The 1,903-nt window shown below is 30.2% G+C and carries 1 protein-coding gene and 1 riboswitch; the gene reads right to left on the bottom strand.

The annotated features are described in order from the left end of the window. Nucleotides 1-586: MBL fold metallo-hydrolase (locus ACRDDY_RS18180; protein ID WP_438566342.1), on the bottom strand; the 586-nt coding region annotated here is incomplete at its 3' end. A 658-nt stretch (nucleotides 587-1,244) separates the two neighbouring features. Then, nucleotides 1,245-1,407: riboswitch (M-box (ykoK) riboswitch) on the top strand. Nucleotides 1,408-1,903: the final 496 nt, after the last annotated feature.

The following is a 1,903-nucleotide window of genomic DNA, read 5'->3' on the forward strand; positions in this document are numbered from 1 at the left end:
TTGTGCTAGGGCCGTGTGCAGGATGAACATTTAGTGAGTCTTCTTGACTGTCTATAAGTCTAACTACACTTTCTTTTAAATCTTCTATATTTCCTGTTTTAAGGTCTGATCTACCAACTGAACCTTTAAATAGTGTATCTCCAGAGTATAAATCATTTTCAAATTTATAGCATACTCCACCAATAGTGTGTCCTGCAGTTGGTATGAATGTGATTTCTTTATCTCCTAAAGGCAATGTATCTCCAGCTTTAAGTTTTATAAACTCTCTTCCATCTAGGTTATAGTGTCTTTTAATACCACGTTCATTATATAAGTTATGATAGTTATCCATAAATAAGTCATACTCTTTTTCATAAAGATATATAGGAACGTTGTATACATCAGTAGCACTTATGTGGTCAAGATGTGAGTGAGTTAATAATATTCCCTTAACTGTTAGGTTATTTTCTTCAACTATTTTTTGTATTTTTTCTTTTTCATATCCAGGGTCAACAAGGTAACATTCACCTTTATAATCTATTATATAAGTATTCATATCTATATAGTGGTTTTTATAAATTTCACCGTTTACTTCAATTTTAAACATATTCAAAACTCCTTAAGCTTTATTGTATAATTTAATTATACATCTAAGGAGGTTTCTTGAAAATTACTGACTTTTTTGTGGGTAACAGAGTAGATAGTAAATGACATAATAAAAAAGAACAAAGAAAAAAAGCGCCCATCCAACCAAAAATAGCGCTTTTTAATTCATAACATTCAATAGCCCCAAAAACAAATAAATGTTCTAGGTTTAGCATAGTGTACCAGCACTATGCTTTTCTTATATTTATATTATATCAAAAAAGATAGAAAATACAATTAAAAGTATAGAAGATCATTGATACTTTTTCCTCCACTCATAGAAGATGGAGATATTATAGGCACTAGCTAACAGATAAAAAAACTACTACAAAAATGCTTTTGCAAAATTGTAGTAGTTTTTCTTTTTTAAACCGCCTATAAAACTTTTTTAAGCTTTATAAGCCTAAGTACTCTGTTGGACTGTCTCCAACTTCATTAGCTTTTGATGCTTCTTTAGTATGAATGTTTTGGTTAATTTGACTATTCATCTTAATGACCTCCTCATTCAATAGGTTTACAGTAGTAGTATGTGCAGATAGGAGAAAAATATTCTAAAAAGTTTCTAAAAAAGTGTTTACAATTTGTGGTAATCTGAATAGTATAGTATTGTAAATGTTAATAAATTATTTCGGTAGGTGAGGTTACTATAGGGATACGGATTGCTGCCGCAGAGTAGTGGAGACACTATGCGCAGGTTAGCAGAGCACGTCGAAGAAACAAGGCGTACTTTAATGCAATTTCATTGCCCTATGAAGCTAAAGCTTGAACGGTTAAAAGTATAATCTTGAATTATATTTTTAAAACATATAATTATATCTAATAGCTAGTATTTATCTGATAACTAATGGGTGCAATACCCCTTATCTTCTATAGGTGTAAGTGGGGAAAAACAGGCACAGGTTTCTAGATAAATTTGACTAGAGATTTAGATGGAGTTAACCCTCCACTTGAATCAAGTTTCATTTTATATTCCTAGAGTTGATATAGGAGTGAATAATGGATATGTGCTATTAGAACAGTAGGACTCTAAGTTTAGTTATTTGGATTTTATTATAAATTCAATATTTAAATGAAGTTTTATTTGTGTGAAATTATATCTCGTTTAGTATACCTACTAAGCGGGATTTTTTATTTTCTAAAAAAAAAGTGAGGTGAGAACAAGTGGAATCAGGAAGTAGTCAGCAGAGAATAGGCAAAGTTTATAATGATGATGATGAGTATCTCTTTAATCAGAGCAATAAAACAAAAAATTTAATATTAAAAAAGGCAATGTCTATCT

Source organism: Clostridium sp. (assembly GCF_051656525.1).
Classification (GTDB): Bacteria; Bacillota; Clostridia; order Clostridiales; family Clostridiaceae; genus Clostridium.